At 65.0% G+C, this 15,812-nt stretch carries 15 protein-coding genes; 9 read left to right on the plus strand and 6 right to left on the minus strand.

The window, feature by feature from the left end; genetic code table 11:
* Positions 1-143: 143 nt before the first annotated feature.
* The 7 genes from GQY20_RS18345 to GQY20_RS18375 all read left to right on the plus strand — a co-directional run bounded on the left by GQY20_RS18345 (position 144) and on the right by GQY20_RS18375 (position 9,328).
* Positions 144-1,532 (plus strand): aspartate aminotransferase family protein, encoded by a 1,389-nt coding sequence (locus GQY20_RS18345; protein WP_157218567.1) that lies wholly within the window; start codon positions 144-146, stop codon positions 1,530-1,532.
* A 17-nt stretch (positions 1,533-1,549) separates the two neighbouring features.
* Positions 1,550-2,053: an Lrp/AsnC family transcriptional regulator gene (locus tag GQY20_RS18350; protein ID WP_157218568.1), complete on the plus strand. Its 504-nt coding sequence runs from the start codon at positions 1,550-1,552 to the stop codon at positions 2,051-2,053.
* Between the two features lie 4 nt (positions 2,054-2,057).
* The gene (locus GQY20_RS18355) at positions 2,058-3,236 is read left to right on the plus strand and encodes a M20 aminoacylase family protein (protein WP_157218649.1); all 1,179 of its coding nucleotides are present in this window, start codon (positions 2,058-2,060) and stop codon (positions 3,234-3,236) included.
* A 123-nt stretch (positions 3,237-3,359) separates the two neighbouring features.
* The gene (locus GQY20_RS18360; RefSeq protein WP_198351050.1) at positions 3,360-4,565 is read left to right on the plus strand and encodes a DUF1624 domain-containing protein; all 1,206 of its coding nucleotides are present in this window, start codon (positions 3,360-3,362) and stop codon (positions 4,563-4,565) included.
* A gap of 565 nt (positions 4,566-5,130) precedes the next feature.
* The gene (locus tag GQY20_RS18365) at positions 5,131-7,293 is read left to right on the plus strand and encodes a TonB-dependent siderophore receptor (protein ID WP_157218569.1); all 2,163 of its coding nucleotides are present in this window, start codon (positions 5,131-5,133) and stop codon (positions 7,291-7,293) included.
* Positions 7,294-7,364: 71 nt separating this feature from the next.
* On the plus strand, positions 7,365-8,405 hold the full coding sequence (locus tag GQY20_RS18370) for a PepSY-associated TM helix domain-containing protein (RefSeq protein ID WP_157218570.1): 1,041 nt from the start codon (positions 7,365-7,367) through the stop codon (positions 8,403-8,405).
* Complete coding sequence (locus tag GQY20_RS18375; RefSeq protein WP_157218571.1) at positions 8,402-9,328, plus strand: 2-hydroxyacid dehydrogenase; 927 nt, start codon at positions 8,402-8,404, stop codon at positions 9,326-9,328. Before GQY20_RS18370 ends, GQY20_RS18375 begins: the two co-directional genes overlap by 4 nt.
* A gap of 10 nt (positions 9,329-9,338) precedes the next feature.
* On the opposite strand, the gene GQY20_RS18380 is transcribed toward GQY20_RS18375, so the two are convergent.
* From GQY20_RS18380 to GQY20_RS18405, 6 genes are all read right to left on the minus strand, one after another.
* Positions 9,339-10,052 (minus strand): copper resistance protein B, encoded by a 714-nt coding sequence (locus tag GQY20_RS18380; RefSeq protein WP_157218572.1) that lies wholly within the window; start codon positions 10,050-10,052, stop codon positions 9,339-9,341.
* A gap of 123 nt (positions 10,053-10,175) precedes the next feature.
* Positions 10,176-11,084 (minus strand): copper resistance protein B, encoded by a 909-nt coding sequence (locus GQY20_RS18385; protein ID WP_157218573.1) that lies wholly within the window; start codon positions 11,082-11,084, stop codon positions 10,176-10,178.
* On the minus strand, positions 11,081-12,820 hold the full coding sequence (locus GQY20_RS18390) for a copper resistance system multicopper oxidase (protein WP_157218574.1): 1,740 nt from the start codon (positions 12,818-12,820) through the stop codon (positions 11,081-11,083). The genes GQY20_RS18385 and GQY20_RS18390 overlap by 4 nt, the downstream gene beginning before the upstream one ends.
* A gap of 24 nt (positions 12,821-12,844) precedes the next feature.
* Complete coding sequence (locus GQY20_RS18395) at positions 12,845-13,402, minus strand: RNA polymerase sigma factor (RefSeq protein WP_157218575.1); 558 nt, start codon at positions 13,400-13,402, stop codon at positions 12,845-12,847.
* A gap of 1 nt (position 13,403) precedes the next feature.
* Entirely contained in the window at positions 13,404-13,850 is a 447-nt protein-coding gene (locus tag GQY20_RS18400) for a periplasmic heavy metal sensor (RefSeq protein WP_157218576.1), read from the minus strand.
* Complete coding sequence (locus GQY20_RS18405; RefSeq protein ID WP_232476140.1) at positions 13,847-14,143, minus strand: hypothetical protein; 297 nt, start codon at positions 14,141-14,143, stop codon at positions 13,847-13,849. The genes GQY20_RS18400 and GQY20_RS18405 overlap by 4 nt, the downstream gene beginning before the upstream one ends.
* 111 nt (positions 14,144-14,254) lie before the next feature.
* Between GQY20_RS18405 and copC the strand changes: the two genes are divergently transcribed.
* Both copC and copD read left to right on the plus strand, forming a co-directional pair.
* The gene (gene copC / locus GQY20_RS18410; RefSeq protein ID WP_157218577.1) at positions 14,255-14,626 is read left to right on the plus strand and encodes a copper homeostasis periplasmic binding protein CopC; all 372 of its coding nucleotides are present in this window, start codon (positions 14,255-14,257) and stop codon (positions 14,624-14,626) included.
* A 6-nt stretch (positions 14,627-14,632) separates the two neighbouring features.
* Positions 14,633-15,496, plus strand: coding sequence for a copper homeostasis membrane protein CopD (copD, locus tag GQY20_RS18415; protein WP_232476141.1), 864 nt, complete (start codon positions 14,633-14,635; stop codon positions 15,494-15,496).
* Positions 15,497-15,812 lie beyond the last annotated feature (316 nt).

Consider the following 15,812-nt stretch of genomic DNA (forward strand, 5'->3'; position numbering starts at 1 on the left):
CCTGCAAGACCGGCGGCGGCAGATTATGCCGCGTCCTTCGCCCTGAAGGATCGCAGCGCGCCGCCGTCCGGCGCAACTTAGCCTTTCACTCCGCGGGGCGCGGCTAGTCTGGTCGGCATGACCACACAATGGCGAGCCCACTGATGACGCTGCATTCCAACCGGTCGATCCTGGATATCGACCGCGACCATCTGATCCACCCCGTCACCTCCTTCCGCGCGCATGAGGCGCGGGGTGCGACCATGCTCCAGAGCGGCAAGGGCATGTGGCTGACCGACATGGACGGGCGCGAGCTGCTCGACGCCTTCGCCGGCCTCTGGTGCGTCAATGTGGGCTACGGGCACGACAGCATCGTCGAGGTGGCGGCCGAGCAGATGCGCCGGCTTCCCTATGCGACAGGCTATTTCCATTTCGGCAACGAGCCCGCCGCCCGGCTGGCGCAGCGGCTGGTGGAGCTGAGCCCCGAGGGGCTGGACCATGTCTATTTCACCCTCGGCGGGTCGGACGCGGTCGATGCCGCGATCCGCTATATCACCCATTATTACAACGCGATCCGCAAGCCGCAGAAGAAGCAGTGCATCGCGCTCGATCGCGGTTATCACGGCTCGACAAGCACCGGGGCCGGGCTGACCGCGCTCGCCAATTTCCATCGCAATTTCGACCTGCCGTTGCGCTGGCAGCATCATATTCCGTCGCCCTATCCCTATCGCAGCGATCTGGAAGGCGATGACGCCGCGATCATCGCCCGCTCGGTGCAGCAGTTGAAGGACAAGGTGGCGGAACTGGGCGCGGACAATGTCGCCGCCTTCTTCTGCGAACCGATCCAGGGATCGGGTGGCGTGATCGTGCCCCCGGTCGGCTGGTTGAAGGCGATCCGGGAAGCCTGTGATGAGCTCGGCATCTTGATGGTCGCCGACGAGGTCATCACCGCCTTCGGCCGCACCGGGCCGATGTTCGCCTGCGAAGCGGAAGGGGTGACGCCCGACTTGATGACGGTCGCCAAGGGACTGACATCGGGCTATGTGCCGATGGGCGCGCTGCTCATGTCGGACAGACTCTATCAGGGCATCGCCGACGGCGCGGCGGCCGATGTGGTGATCGGCCATGGCGCGACCTATTCGAGCCATCCGGTGAGCGCGGCGGTAGGACTGGAGGTGCTGCGCCTCTATACCGAGGGCGGCATATTGGCGAACGGGCAGAAGGTCGCCGCGCGTTTCGCGACGGGCCTGGCTGCCATCGCCGATCATCCGATGGTGGGCAACACGCGGGGGCGGGGCCTGCTCGGCGCGATCGAGCTGGTCGCGGACAAGCATAGCAAGGCGCGGTTCGATCCGGCGCTCAAACTGCCCGATCGCCTGTTCGCCAACGCCTATGCCAACGGTGTCATCTTCCGCGCCTTCGGCGACAATATCATCGGCCTCGCTCCGGCGCTCTGCGCGTCCGACGAGGAGATGGACATGATCTTCGCGCGCATCCGCAAAACGCTGGACGACCTGCTGGAAGAGGCGGATATTCGCGCGGTGGTCGGATAAGAAAGGGAAAAAAGGGCATGTTGGGCGGACCTAGACTGGACAGGATCGACCTCAAGATCCTCACGCAGCTTCAGCGGTCGGGCCGGGTCACCAATGTCGAGTTGGCCGATGCGGTCGGCCTGTCGCCCAGCCCCTGCCTCACGCGTGTCAAGCGGCTGGAGACGGCGGGCTACATCACTGGTTATGGCGCGCACATCAACCTGCACAAGCTCGGCGAATATCTGACCGTCTTTACAGAAGTGACGCTGACCGAGCATCGCTCTGGCGACTTCTCCCGGTTCGAGGCGCGCATCCGCAAGCTCGACGAGATCGTCGAATGCCATCTGGTGAGCGGCGGCTACGATTATTTGCTGAAATTCGTGACCCGCGGCGTAGCGCATTATCAGTCCATCATCGAAGGGATGCTGGAAAGCGACTATGGGATCGAGAAATATTTCAGCTATGTCGTGATCAAATCGCCCTTCATCAAGCATCATTACCCGATCCAGCATCTGTTCGGCGAACAGGGACGGGGGGCATGACATGATGACCGACATGGCGGACTTCCTTGAACTGCTCGTCGCCTTCCGCCGCGACATCCATGCCCATCCGGAACTGGGCTTCCGCGAGCATCGCACCGCCGGCCGGATCGCCGAGCAGCTGCGATCGCTGGGGCTGGAGGTGCATGAGGGGATCGGACGCACGGGTGTCGTCGGGGTGCTGCGCAACGGGCAGTCCGGTCGCAGCATCGGCCTGCGTGCCGATATGGATGCGCTGCCGATCGACGAGCAGACCAACCTTTCCTATGCCAGCCGCACGCCGGGGCAATTCCATGGCTGCGGCCATGACGGCCATGTCGCCATGCTGCTGGGTGCTGCGCAGCTTCTGGCGCGGACGCGCCGTTTCGACGGCACAGTCCATTTCTTCTTCCAGCCGGCCGAGGAAGGCCATGGCGGCGCGCGGGAGATGGTGCGGGAAGGGCTGTTCGAGCGCTTCCCCTGCGACCGGGTCTTCGCGCTCCATAACTGGCCGGACCTTCCCGCCGGCACGATCGCCACGCGGCCCGGCCCGATCATGGGCGCGGCCGACAAGTTCGAGATCAAGCTGGAAGGGCGTGGCGGCCATGCCGCCATCCCGCAGGATACGCCCGACGCCATTCTTGCCGCCGCGGCACTGGTGCAGCAATTGAACAATATCGTGTCGCGCCGCGTCGCGCCGACGGCGTCCGCCGTCCTTTCGATCACCCAGATCCATGGCGGGCACACGCATAACGTCATTCCCGATACGGTGACGATTTCGGGCACGGTGCGGACCTTCGACCCCCAAGTGCAGGATCGCATCGAGGCGTCGCTGCGCGAAATGGCGGCAGGCGTGGCTTTGGCGACGGAGGTCGCCGCGACCGTGGTCTATGATCGCTATTACCCCGCGACGATCAACGATGCCGAGGCGGCGCATGAAGCGCTCGCCGCGGCCGCGACCGTGGGCGAAGCGCGGCTGGCCCCCGACCCCGCCTTCACCTCCGAAGACTTCGCCTTCATGCTTCAGGCGTGCAAGGGCGCCTATATATGGCTGGGGCAGGGGAAGCCGGAAGGCTCTTCGCCGCTGCACAACCCGCATTATGACTTCAACGACGATGTGCTGGAGCTGGGCGTCCGGCTGCACGTCGCGCTGGTCGAACGGCATCTGGTGGCCGGTCAAGAGGCTCCGGACAGCGCGACGCTATAATGTTTCACGCGAGGGAGCCGCGCCGGCAGGAAGCGCCGGTTGCGGACGAAACTCGATATACGCCACTTCGTAGCATCCGCATGATCGGCGTGGATCTATGCCGTTAGGCGATGGGGATGGCGGATGGCTAGCAATGCTTCGATGGTGCAGGGACGGGTGACCACGAGCACGGCAAGGACGCCGGCGGCGACTGTCGCCGGCCGGCTCCAGAATATCGACGCCTTGCGCGGGTTCGTCATGGTGCTGATGCTGCTCGATCATCTGCGCGAGACATGGTTCGTGTACATCAACGTCACCGATCCGTTCGATGCGCGCACGGGCCTGCCCGCCATGGGCATCGCGCGTTTCATCGTCAGCTTCTGCGCCCCGACCTTCGTCGCGTTGACGGGGCTGGGAGCCTATCTGTTCAGCATTCATCACACCGTGCAGGAAACGACCGGCTTTCTCGTGAAGCGCGGCCTGCTGCTGATCGCGATAGAGCTTTGCTTTCTCTCGCCGCTCTACTGGGGAATCGTGCCGCAGCCGACATTCTGGCTTCAGGTGATCTGGTGCATCGGCATCTGCATGATCGCGCTTGCTGCGCTGATGCGTCTGCCGCGCCCGGTGCTCGTCGGTCTCGGCCTCGTCCTGGTCTGCTTCCACAATCTGCTCGATCCGATCCGCCTGACGCAGGACGATCCCTTCTTCCCGATCTGGGCATTGCTGCATCAGCGCGACGCGATAATGCTGCCCCTGGGCTTCGTGGCGAAGACCACTTATCCGATCCTGCCCTGGCTGGGCGTCATATCGCTGGGCTTCGGCATCGGACCTTGGTTCCGGCCTGAAGTCGATCCGGCCACGCGGCAGCGCCGCCTGCTGCTGCTGGGCGGCGGCATGATCCTGGCGTTCGTGCTTCTGCGTCTGCTCAACATCTATGGCGACAAGCCATGGTATGTGGTGGACGGCGATCCCGTGCGGACGCTGGTGAGCTTCATCTCGATGACCAAATATCCTCCTTCTCTGCTGTTCCTCCTGCCCACACTCGGCGGCGGCGCGTTGCTGCTGGCGTTCTTCGAGCGGATCAAGGACTCGGCACTGATCGGGGCGCTCGCCGTGTTCGGCGGCGCGCCGATGTTCTTCTACCTGCTCCACCTGTCGGTGCTGCGCATCCTCTACCACAGCGCGCTCGCGGTCTGGGGCCCGAACCATGGCCTCAATTTCGGCTTCGATGATTATAACTGGGTGTTCCTCTGGTACGTCGCGATGATCGTGCCGCTCTATATCCCCACCGCCTGGTTCGCCCGGCTCAAGCGCCGCCGACGGGACATTGCGTGGCTCAAATATTTCTAGGGCCGTCGGGGCCGGCGTCGCTGGCTCATCTTTCGCCGCGTCCTCCCCGAGGCGGTCGGTCCCATCGTCGATGCGTGGTGCCTGCTTGTCCTATCTGTTCGGAGGAGCGATTTCGTAGGGATGATCTTCAGCTGTCCCGGTCTGGCAAGCCTGATGGCAAATGCCGGCACGACGGCTGCGGCATTGGCCCCGGCGCGGGGCATCTTGACGCCGACATCGCGTCAGGCCACACGCCTAGCTTCGATCCCAAGACCTATCGGCTGTCGCGGTTCAGTGACGTCGAAAAGAGCGATGTTTCGGAATTCAGCGCCCGTTTGGTGGGCCATCCAAAGCCCCGCATATTCGTGCCGTACAGGCTCCCCTATTCACAATATTGCGCCGGCACGTGATACGATTTTGAAGTAATATTTCTGGATCGCCGCATAGCCTCATCTGTAACAAGAGGTGGTGAACCACCCTGGCAAGGCTTCCGCGACCGGGCCGCAGCGGCCCGCGCGAATATAAGGAAGCCAGCCCCGTTTCGCAGGACATCAGGTAACAGCGATCATATAAGGGGTATCATATCATGCGCATGTCATCGGTCAGCAGGCTCGGCTTCCTCGCCGGCTCCACCATCACTGCTCTGTCCGCCGCCCTCGCGCCGGCCGCGTCGGCGCAGGCGCCAGTCGAGCCCGCCGCCGAAAGCGACATCGTCGTCACGGGTCTCAAGCGGCAATATTTTGGCGACACGCCGGTGAAGGAAATTCCCCAGGCGGTGCAGTTCCTGGAAGGCAAGCTTCTCGACGATCTGAACATCACGCGCCTCGACTCCGCGCTCGAGCTGGCGAGCGGCGTGTCGCGGCAGAATAATTTCGGCGGTTTGTGGGACAGTTTCGCAATCCGAGGCTTCGCCGGCGACGAGAATTTCCCGAGCGGCTTTCTCGTCAACGGCTTCAATGGCGGGCGCGGCTACGGCGGCCCGCGCGACGCATCCAATATCGAGCGGATCGAAATCCTCAAAGGCCCCAATTCGGCCTTGTTCGGTCGTGGCGAGCCGGGCGGCACGGTCAACATCGTGACCAAGAAGCCGACCTTCAAGGAAGGCGGCAGCTTCGCCGTGTCGGCGGGCAGTTGGGAGACGTATCGGGTCGAGGGCGATTATAATCTGCCGCTGTCGGACAGTGTCGCGGTGCGGATCAACGGATCGTCCGAGCGGGCGCACAGCTTTCGCGACACGGTGGAGACGCAGAAATATACGGTCACCCCGTCTTTCCTTGCCAAGTTGTCGGATGCCGACATCTTCACCTACGAACTGGAATATGTGAACCAGCAAGTGCCGTTCGAGCGCGGCGTGGTGGCAATCCCGACCGTCAACCCCAACGGCTCGATCAGCTACAATCTGGGCGCGATCCCCAACAGCCGGTTTCTGGGCAATCCCAATGACGGCCCGACAAGGGTCGAGGTGCTGGGTCACCAAGTACAATATCAGCATGATTTCAGCGACGATTGGACGCTGATGCTGGGCGCGGGCTATAAGGACACCACGTTCAAGGGCTTTTCCAGCGATCCGGAACTGGTGCTCAGCCGGCAGCGCCTGGACAATGACGGGCGAACCTTGAGCCGCCAGCGCCGTTATCGCGATTACAGCACCACCAATATGGTGTTCCGCGGGGAAATCAGCGGGAAGATCAGCACGGGATCGATCATTCACAATATCCGCATCGGCGCCGACTGGGATCGTTTCAAGATCGACACCTACCAGACCCGTTACCGTCCGAGCGCCGCCGATCAGTCCTATTCGATCGACATCTTCAATCCCAACTACAACATCCCCGCGCCGACGCCCGGCGTGGTGATCCAGAATGCCACCGAGATCCAGAAGGCCTGGGGCATCTACGCGCAGGACCAGATCGAGATTAGCAAGCAGTTCAAGATACGCTTCGGCGGGCGTTATGACGATTTCAGCCAGGATATCGACCTGCGCGTCAACAACACCAACCCGCGCAAATCCTACACCAAGTTCAGCCCGATGGCCGGTCTGGTGTTCGAGCCGACGAGTAGCCTGTCCTTCTACGCCAGCTACGGCAAGGGCTTCCGCCCCAACAGTGGTGTGGGCTTCGACGGCCAGCCCTTCGCGCCGGAAACCAGCAAATCCTACGAAATCGGCGCCAAGCTGATGACGCTCAACGGGCGCCTCACCAGCACCCTGTCGCTCTACACGATGAAGAAGGACAATGTGCTGACGACGGACCCGGTCAATGCCGGTTTCTCCAAGCCGGTCGGCTCCGCCCGCAGCAAGGGCGTCGAGTTCGACCTCAACGCCAAGCTGCCCGCCGGCTTCGAGCTGTTCCTGACCTACGCCTATACCGACGCGGAATGGGCGACCAATGCGCTTGACCCCAATTTCGCCGCACCGATCCGCAAGGGCGATCCGCTGATCAACATTCCCAAGCACCAGGGCAATGTGCTGCTATTCAAGAACTTCTCGATCGGCGACCATGACGCGATGCTGGGGGCGGGCGTTTCCTATGTCGACCGCCGCCTGGGCGAGACGGCGACGACCTTCTTCCTGCCGAGCTACACCATCGCGAAGGTGCTGGGATCGGTCAACATCACCGACCAGCTCAAGCTGTCGGCCGATGTGAACAACCTGTTCAACAAGAAATATTATGCCAGCTCCTATGCGGCGTTGTGGATCGCGCCAGGCACACCCAGGCAGTTCACCGTGCGGGCAAGCTTCAACTTCTGATACAGTGAGACCGGGCTGCCGGCGTTCGCGCGCCGGCGGCATGGCCTTTTCTTCTCACCGAGGCCCGATCCATGTCCCGGCCGCAATGGCTCCGCCTTCATCGTTATGCTGGCCTGACGATGGCGCTTTTTCTTCTGGTGCAGGCGATGACCGGGGCGCTGCTGCTCTATCGCGGACCGGTGGAGCGGTGGCTCGACCCAGCGGGACAGACCAGCCGCAGCCAGGGAGCGATCGTCAGCGCCGGTCGGGCGATGGCGGCAGCCAGTGCCGCTGTCCCCGGCGCGCGAGTCACGAGACTCTTCGCGCCCGATGCGAGCAGGGCGATCTGGTTCGCACAGATGGTGCGGCGCGACGGCGGAAGCGCCTATGCCACGGTCGATCCGGCGGGCGGGGCGGTGCTGCGCATCGGCGGCCTGTCGCGTTTCCCTATGGAGGCTGCGCTGCAACTTCATTATCGGCTGCTGTCCGGCCGCGCCGGTATGGCGGTGATAGCGATGAACGGCCTTGCGCTGTTGCTGATGGCGGTCAGCGGCCTCGCTTATTGGTGGCCGAAGCGCAATCCGGCCAGGGCGCTGGCGATACGCTGGAGCCTGTCTCCCCGGCTGGTGCTGCGGCAGGCGCACCGCACGGTCGGCGTGATCGCGGCCGCCTTCCTCATCCTCCTTTCCGCGACCGGCTTCCTCCTCGTCTTTCCCGATCTTCTCGAAAGTGGTGGCGGGGCTCCGCCGGCTGTCCCGACCGCCGTTCAGACCGATCGCGCTCTGGCGCTCGCGCACAGCGCCTTTCCCGGCGCCGCGCTGCGTGACATCAGGATCGGCGGCGACCGTTTGACCGTCAACCTCCACGCCCCTGAGCGCAACGCGCGGGCGGTTCATGTCGTGGTGGTGGCGCTTGCCGACCCGCATCTCATCAGCGTGACGCCGGCGGAGCGCAGCCCCGCGCTCTGGATGCCGCTGCTGCCAATTCATACGGGCGATTTCCTCGCGCCCGTGGGCCCGCCCGTCTGGCTGCTCGTCGCACTCTCGCTGGCCGCGCTGGCGATCACCGGTCCGATCATGTGGTGGCATATCGCCGCCCAACGCCACCGTGCGCGAAGAAAGGCTCTCGCATGACCCTGCTCTACACATCCGATGCCGTGCGCGGCCGCGTGTGGCGCGCCATTTTCGCGCAGGAGGCGGCCGACATCGGCTTTATCGAACCACCCGAACCCTATGATCCCGCTGCCATCCGCTACCTTGCCGCCTGGAGCCCGCCCGCCGAGCTGATCGCGAGCCTGCCCAATCTGAAGATTCTGTTCTCGATCGGCGCGGGGGTGGACCAGTTCGACATGGCCGGCTTGCCGCCGCATGTCGATGTCGTGCGGATGATCGAGCCGGGCATCGTCGCGGGTATGGTGGAATATGCGACGATGGCGGTGCTGGCGCTGCATCGCGACCTCATCCCCTATCGCGCGGCACAGGCGGATCAACGCTGGGCGCCGATCAAGCTCGTTCCCGCGGAGCAGCGGCGGGTGGGGGTGATGGGCCTCGGCCAGTTGGGCAAGGCTGTGCTCGGCGCGCTTCGCCTTTTCGGCTTCGCGCTGTCCGGCTGGAGCCGCTCGCCGCATGCGGTGGAGGGCGTGACCTGTCACAGCGGCGCGGCGGAGCTGGACGCTTTTCTCGCCGAGTGCGACATCCTCCTGTGCCTGCTGCCGCTCACGCCAGACACGCGTGGTATATTGTGCCGCGATCTTCTCGTTCGCCTTCCCCAGGGCGCGATGCTCATCAACGCGGCGCGAGGCGGGCATCTGGTCGCCCAGGATCTGCTGGACCTGCTGGACGAAGGGCATCTTTCCGCCGCGATGCTCGACGTCACCGATCCCGAGCCGCTGCCGCCGGGTCACCCGTTCTGGAGCCATCCGCGCATCCTGCTAACCCCCCATGTCGCCAGCATGACGCGTGCGGACAGCGCGGCGCGCGCGCTCATTGCCAATATCCGCCGGCATCAGGCGGGCGAGCCGATGGATGGGCTCGTGGCGCGGGGCAGGGGCTACTGAGGCAGGCGGGTCAGAGGCTGAAGCCGAAGCCGATCACCGCCGACGTCGCCTGCACCGCTTCCCCCTGATCCTTCGCCAGCCGACGTGTGCCGCCCAGCAGCCGCTCGTGCGCGACGCCGACATAGGTGTTGATCTTCGGCGTCAGCCGGTAGCGCAACCGGATCGACCCCTCCGCCTCACCAATCCCGGCGCGCGCACCCTGGTCGATCTGGTCGCGCGCTGCCCATCCGGCGGCGACGCGCGGTTCGAGGTATAGTTTCCCGGTGATCGGCATGGCGTAGATGATCTGCCCCTCGCCGCTCAGCCGGCCGCGATCGGACAGGAAGATATAGGTCTCCCAGCTCAGACGGGTGCCTACCGATCCCTGCGCGCCGATGATCGCATGGGTGTCGCGCGGGGCCGGCGTGATATCGTGGCGGATGCCCGCCAGCCATGTCACATTCCCGACCGTGTGGCCGTAGAAGACCCGGATTTCGGACTGGTCGATCTGTGTTGCCAACGGGCCGCCGCCGGTGGTGACGAGCATCAGCTGGTCGGTCGCGTCTCCGTAGGAGAAGGTCGCGTCCCAGAGAAAAATGTCGTCGCCTTTGTCGGCGCGCATCTCGATCAGGTCGAAGCCGCCGCTCAGCGTTGCGCCGCCTTCCCTATCCTGCGCTCGGGCGGGTCCGGTGGGCAGCGCCGCGCAGGCAAGGAGCGACAGGCATAGACCAGAGACGCGCAGCATCGACCCCTTTCCGTTCGTACCGAACCTAGGGCCGCGCGGGCGGCGCGATCGTGCAAAGCCTTGTCCTGGCCGCCGCTGATATGACGAAATGGAGCGAGACGGCGGCATCTTCTGCCGCCCGGGTCAGAACCAGAAACGGATACCCATGACCAGGCTTGTCGCGGACGCGCTCTCCCCCTCCGCGCGCCTATATCGGGCCGTGTCGCCGAACTTGCGTTCCCAATTGATACCGACATAGGGCGCGAATTCGCGCGCGATCTCGTAGCGCAGCCGCAGGCCCAGCTCGATGTCCGACAGACCCGATCCGATTCCGAGTTCGGGTACGTCCTGCGCCGCGACATTCACCTCCAACGCGGGTTGCAGGATCAATCGCTGGGTGATGCGCTGGTCATAGCTGCCCTCCAGCCGCAGATGCGCGTCGCCCTTGTTCGACAGGAACAGCTGGCCTTCCACCTCGAACCAGTAGGGAGCGAGCCCCTCGATCCCGATGGTGGCGTAGGTGCGCTGCGGCTGTGGGCGGAAATCCTGCCGCACGCCGCCGACGATGTTCCACCAAGGGTCGATAGCGCGACTGTAAAGCGCCTGCACCTCGGCTCTTTCGAGCCCGCCGCCCGCCGCACCTTCGCCTTCCGACTTGATCGCGAGCCGGTTGATATCGCCGCCGATCCAGCCTTCGCCTTTCCAATAATAGCCGTCGCGCCCCTTCTGCGCGCGATACTCCAGCCGGTCGATCATCAGCTGGGAAAAGGTCATGCCGCCGCTTTCCTTCGTCATCGCGGCGCGGGCGCGAGCCATGACGGCGGGATCGTAGAGCGCGTCGCCGGCATGATCGGTGGGAGCGGGCGGCGGCGTGCCTTTGGGAACGGTGGCGTCCGTGCTTTCCACCGTGTGGCCCGCGTGAGGGTCGGCGGCCGGCGGCGCTTCGCCCTGGGGCATCTGATGCGCGCCATGGTCCATCTGGCTGTGGTCCATCGTCTGCGCCTGCGCGGGCAGCGCGACGCCAAGCAGGGCTATGCCAAGCGCGCGCCTCATGCCGCGCCGCCTTCGTGCCGGACCGTCACGACCCGCATCATCCCCGCGTGCATGTGCATCAGCATATGGCAGTGGAAGGCCCAGTCGCCGATCGCGTCGGCGGTCAGATCGAAGCTGACCTTGCCCCCCGGCAGCACGTTGACCGTATGCTTGCGTGGGTTGGTCGCCGCATCCTCGCCGGTCCGGAGCTGGAAGAAATGGCCGTGGATATGGATGGGGTGGGGCATCATCGTGTCGTTGATGAGCGTCACGCGCACCCGCTCCATATGGCGGAAGGCGATGGGTTCGGCTCCGTCCGACAGCTTCACTCCGTCGAACGACCACATATAGCGCTCCATATTCGCGGTCAGGTGGATGTCGAGCGCGCGGGTCGGCGGGCGTGTATCGCTGTTGGGCTCCAGCGCCTTGAGGTCGGCATAGGTGAGAACGCGATGGTCGACATCCTCGAGGCCCGTGGGTCGGTCGGCGATGCGGTCGGCGGGCATGGCGGAGAGGGTGGCGACGCCCGGCCCCATCGCCACATCGGGCGCCACCGAGGGATCGAGCATCTTCATGCTATGGCCGCCCATGCTTTCATTGGCGGGTTGGCTGAGGTCGATGACGCCATTCTGCCCCATGTCCATGCCGCTCATGTCCATGCCCATATCCTTCATGGTCAGCAGCGGGCGCTGGCGCAGCGGCGGGACCGGCGCGACCATGCCGATCTGCGGCGCCAGCGTCGCGCGGACGAGGCCGGAACGGTCGATCGCCTCGGCGATGAGGCCATAGGGCTTCGCTTCGGTGGGCTGGACGAGGATGTCGTAGGTTTCGGCGATGCCGATCTGGAACTCGTCGGTTTCGACCGGCTGGACATGCTGGCCGTCGCATTGGACGACGGTCATGGGAAGGCCGGGCAACCGCACGTTGAAATTGGTCATGGCTGATGCGTTGACGATCCGCAGTCGCACCCGCTCGCCCGGCGCGAACAGGCCGGTCCAGTTTTCCGGCGTGCCGTGGCCGTTTACCAGGAAGCTGTAGGTGGAACCGGTGACATCGGAAATGTCGGTGGGGTCCATCCGCATCTTGCCCCAGTCCATCCGGTCCTTGAGGCCCTGGTCCTTACCCTTCAGCAGCCCGGTCAGCGTCTGCTTCTGCATGTTGTAATAGCCGCCCATCTGCTTGAGGCGCTTCAAGATCATATGCGGATGGACCGGCGACCAGTCGGACAGGACGATCACATGCTCGCGATCCGCCTGCACCGGATCGGCACCGATCGGGTCGATGACGATCGGGCCATAATGGCCCATCGCCTCCTGCATCCCCGAATGGCTGTGATACCAGTAGGTGCCCGACTGACGGATCGGAAATTCATAGGTAAAGGTTTCGTCGGGCCGGATGCCCGGGAAACTGATGCCAGGCACACCGTCCATCTGGAACGGGACGATCAGCCCATGCCAGTGGATCGACGTATCCTCCTTCAGCCGGTTGGTCACGGCGAGGCGGACGCTCTGTCCTTCCTTCAAGCGAATGAGCGGGGCTGGCAGCGTGCCGTTGATGGTGATGGCATGGGCCGACCGGCCGCCAGTGGCGAAATGGCTTTCGCCTACGGTCAGGGCGATCGTCTCGCCCGACAGCACGTCCGGCGTGGGGTGCAGGCCCGCCGATCCGCTGCGCGCCCAGGCGGGAAAGGCGTGCGCCAGCGTGAGCGCGGCGGCGCCCTTCATCAAGGCGCGGCGATCGAGAGACAGGGAAGCCATGCCGCCTTTTACGCGCCGGGCCGATCAATCCCTCAACATTTCGCTCAGCTTCGCGCGCGCGCGATAGAGTCGCGTCTCGACCGCCTTGGCGGTGATGCCCAGCACCTGGCCTGCTTCGATCTGGCTCATCCCCTCGATCGCGCAGAGCAGCAGCGGGTCTTTCAGGGGTGCGGGCAGGGCGGCGACAGCGGCATTGATCCGGGCGAGGGCGCGCGTCGACTCCAGTGCCTCTTCCGGTGTCGCGCCGTCATCGCTTATATCGAGCGCCTCGTCGATCTGCCGCGCGCCGGTGAAGAAGCGCCGCACAGCGCGCCGCCGTGCCCAGTCGCGGCACTTGTTGAGCGCGATCCGCGCGATCCAGACGCGAAACGGACGCGCGCCGTCATAGCGCGCCAGCGCGGCGAAGGCGGCGACGAAGGTTTCCTGCGTGATATCCAGCGCCTCGTCCGCGTCGCCGATGTGGCCGCGCGCCAGCCGCCAGACAGCATCGCGGTGACGCTGCATCAGCCCGGCATAGGCCGACTGGTCGCCCGACAGGGCGCGGGCGACGAGCGCGCGATCCTCGGGATCGGCGGCGCTCACTTTATCGCGGGGTCTGTGAAGGCTGGGTCAGCGCCTTGACGATGGCGGCGTCGAACTGCGCCGCCTGATCGGGCCGCAGCACCCCGCGCATGGCGAAGATGTGCCGCAACGTCTCTTTTTGGAGTTCGCCCATCACATGATGAGACCGGTCTACCGCCGCTCCGACCCTGGGGCCATAGCCATGCTCGGCGGCGATGGCGTCCGCCAAACTCTGGTTGTCGGCGCGCATCTCCGCCTCCAGCGCCGCCCTGCGCTTGGCGAAGGCGGCCTCCAGCGCGTGGATGCGCTCTTCCTGCGCGGGATCGAGCGTCATCCGTTCATGGAGCAGCGCATGAACCTGGCTCTCGACGCGCGGGGGCGGGGCGAGCCAGGTACGTGCCACCAGTACGGCGGCCAGCGCGGCGGCAAACGCCACCAGCGCCACCAGCAGATAGCGCGCCCCGCTCACTGGCCGAGCAAGCGTGAAGGCGCATAGTCGGACATGCCGATCGGCATCGGTGATGCCTGTGCCGGCGCGGAGGGAAGGACGCTACCCGCCCAGCCGATGCCGATCGCCAGCAGCCCAGCCAGCGCCAGGCTGCGCCGCGCCATCGACCGCTCACGCCGCTGCGCGACGCCCGCGATCACCGCACCGTCGATTCCCGTCAGCCGGGCGTCGGTCGGCATGGCACGCATCGCGTCCAGCATCTGGTCGAGCTCGCTCATCGTCATCATCTCCACGTCCACGCTCGGAATACGCACTGGTGCGTCTATCCCCTCGCATCGGCGTCTCCGGAAATTATGCGCAGCAGACGAGGGGTCGGGCAAGGTCGTGCGTAAAGCCGCTTAGCCACCCTTGCCGGAGATTGTCCCATGAAGCGTTTGTTCATCCCCCTGATCGCCGCCGCCATCGCCCTGCCCGGTGTCGCCGCCGCGCACAGCAAGCTGCTCTCGTCCAGCCCGGCCGCCGACGCCACCGTCACCAAGCCCACGAAGCTTACGCTCACCTTCTCAGAAACCTTCCTCGCGCCGATGAGCGGTGTCGAGATTGTCATGACCGGGATGCCCGGCATGGCCGATCATCCGCCGATGCCGATCGCGGGCTTCAAGACCAGCGTCGAAGGCAAGACCATGGTCGTCACGCTTCCCCGCGCACTGCCCACCGGCAGCTACGAACTCAAATGGCATATCGTCGGCGCCGATCAGCACAGGATGGAAGGCGGTTACGGCTTCAAGGTCAAGTAACGGATCGTGACCGAGGGGGTGCTCATCGCGGCGCGCTTCGCGCTGATGCTGGATCTTGCCTTGCTCATGGGCCTGCCACTTTTCTGGTGGGTCATGGGCTTGGCCGGCCAACGGTGGGTCATGATCGCGCTGGCGCTTGGCGGCATCCTGATGTCGGCGCTGTGGTTGCTTGCCAGTGCGGCGTCGATGACAGGCTCCGCGATGGCGCCTCCCGACTGGACGACTGCGTGGATCCTGCTGACGCTGACCCCGATCGGCCTTGTGCTGGCGGTGCGCGGCGTTGCCTTGCTGGTCGCCTGCATGTGTGCGGCGACACACCGGCCTCGAATGACCCTCATTCCCGCGCTGATCGCCGCGGCGACGCTGGCCTGGACGGGGCATGCCGGAGCGACCGAGAATATGACCGGCTCGCTGCACCGCATCGCCGACGTCGCGCATGTCTGGGCGGCTGCGGCCTGGATCGGCGCTCTCGCGGTGCTTCTTCATAGCTTGCTGACGCTGCGAGCCGGCACGGCGGACGTGCGGCGTGTCGCAAGGATGCTGACGCGCTTCTCCGCGATGGGAACGATGGTGGTCCTGACATTGGCCGCCAGCGGATCGATCAACATGATCATGATCGTCGGCTGGGAGCAATTGCCGGCACTGGCCGCCAGCCGCTACGGGATGCTGCTCGGAATCAAGCTCGCCCTGTTCGGCCTGATGCTTGGCCTGGCTGCGATCAACCGCTGGACGCTGACACCCGCGCTCGATGGCACGACGGCAGGGAGCGCTGTAGGGCGCCTGCGTTTGTCTCTCCTGATCGAGACGGGCGCTGCGACAGCTATCGTGGCGCTGGTCGCCTGGTTCGGCACGCTCGACCCGTCAATCTGAGCGCGACTTTCCGCAATTCAGGCAGCGTAGCATATGAGATTGACCAGGTGGTCGAAGGCGCCTGCGGGAGTTTCTTCGGGGGCCGATCTTGGTGGCGACATTGCGAAAGCTTGCCGTGTCCAGATATGCCTGCGGACGGCGGCAAGGCATCGGTGCCGCGCTGCTCGGGATCGAGCAGCCGGAACACCCGGCTGAAACAGTCGATGCCTGGTCTGGAATGCGAGCGCCAGCGTGCCGCGCGGGCTCTGTATACGGTCGTGCGCGCGCCCGGATTGCGGCGCGGCGATATGGTGGTTGCCCGTGTGCGCGCGGCCTT

This window comes from Flavisphingomonas formosensis (genome assembly GCF_009755815.1).
GTDB classification, from domain to species: Bacteria; Pseudomonadota; Alphaproteobacteria; order Sphingomonadales; family Sphingomonadaceae; genus Flavisphingomonas; species Flavisphingomonas formosensis.